1 protein-coding gene and 1 pseudogene are annotated in these 1,551 nt (G+C 68.3%); both read right to left on the bottom strand.

The window, feature by feature from the left end:
- Window positions 1-370 (bottom strand): annotated as a pseudogene (locus tag I73_RS18775) (Tex-like N-terminal domain-containing protein); the annotation flags it as partial.
- A 117-nt stretch (window positions 371-487) separates the two neighbouring features.
- Window positions 488-1,551 (bottom strand): hypothetical protein (locus I73_RS29010; protein ID WP_022982029.1); only part of this gene is annotated, 1,064 nt, incomplete at its 5' end.

A 1,551-nucleotide genomic window follows, 5' to 3' on the forward strand; every position in this document is an offset into this window, starting at 1 on the left:
AGCGGCTCCAGGCCCCCCTCGCGGGCGATCATGCCTTTGTGCGGCGCTTGGGCTTGTAGGGCAGGTAGAGGTCTTCCAGCTCCTGCTGGGTGGGCGCAACCTCGATGGCGGCGCGCAACTCGGGCGTGAGCTTGCCCTGCTCGTCGATGCTTTTCAGCACCGCCTCGCGGCGCTCTTCCAGCTCGCGCAGGTAGCCCAGCCGGGCTTCCAGCTCGCGCAGCTGGATGTCGTCCAGGCCGTCGGTGGCCTCCTTGCGGTAGCGGGCGATGAAAGGCACCGTGGCGCCGCCGTCCAGAAGGTCCACGGCGGCTTTCACCTGGGCCGGCCGAACGCTCAGTTCGGCGGCAATCTGCAGAAGAATCTTGTCCAAAACCTGAAGGCGCAGGCTGCCGCCCGCGCGAGAGACCGGGAAAGCGCGGCAGTGTGCCAGATCCGCGGACCGGCCCCCGGGATGGCGGCCGGCCGCGGCAACTTCCCGGTACCTCTTTCAGGGCGCGGGAACGGCCACGCGGTTGGCCGGCACGATCATCGGCTGGTAGGAGAAGACCTCGCGCGTTTCGGGGCGCACCTGCACCCGCAGCCAGTGGACGTCGTTGGTGCCGTTGCCCGCGTTGTCACCGAAGGTTTCCACGCGGGTGAAATTCTCCAGGCGACGGCCCTGGGCGTCCAGGAAGGGCTTGTCGACGCGGTGGTAGTGCGAATCGCCGTGCACATAGGCCACCGGCTTCTTGAAGTCGACGGTGAGATCGCGCAGGGCCAGCAGGTAGGCCTGGAAGCCGTCGGGCTGGCCATCGGTCTCGGCCAGTGTCTTGGGGTCGCGCAGCGGTGCGCGGGTCGGGTCGGCCTGGTCCCAGCCCGGGTTGGCCTGCGAGATCAGCATGATGGCTGCCGAACCCCGCGCCTTGGCCTGGGCGAAGCTCTGCTGCAGCCAGACGATGTTGGCGTTGTTGCGGGCGGTCCACTCGGCGGCATCCGGGGCGGTGTCGCACAGGTTGTTGCACGAGCCCTGCACGTTCAAGGTGACGTAGGTGACGTTGCGATAGGTCCAGCGCCGGTTCTCCACGCAGGCGGTGGCCGCGCCGTTGTGGTCCAGGCACAGCTTGTCGGTCTGCACTTCCTGGCGCATTCGGCGCTGGCCCATCGAATACGGCGTGGAAAAGAAGACCTGACGCTCATGGTCCAGGCGCTCCAGCGAGTTGTAGCCCCCGTTGGACGGGCGGTCGCAGTCGGTCCAGTCGTTGTCACCCGGCGTCAGCATGGCCGGCGCCCGCAGCGCGTTGAAGAAGCCCTCGCTTTGGGTGTAGAGCGCATCGCTGCAGGTGGTGGGCGTGACGGAGCCTGCGGTGCTGTTGCCGGCCTTGAGGTCGCCGTCGTGCACCGTGAAGGCCAGGACATGGGCGTTCATGTCGGCGATCAGGTTGGGCACGCCCACCTGGGCCTGCAAGTCCGAATAGGGCATGTCGCCCCAGAGGCCGATCTCGTAGTCGCCCAGGCCGGTGGCGCCGGCCGCGAGGGCGATGGACGACAGACTGGCAGCGGCCAGGGGCGCGC

This window comes from Ideonella sp. B508-1 (assembly GCF_000333615.1).
In the GTDB taxonomy this organism is placed as follows: domain Bacteria; phylum Pseudomonadota; class Gammaproteobacteria; order Burkholderiales; family Burkholderiaceae_C; genus Ideonella.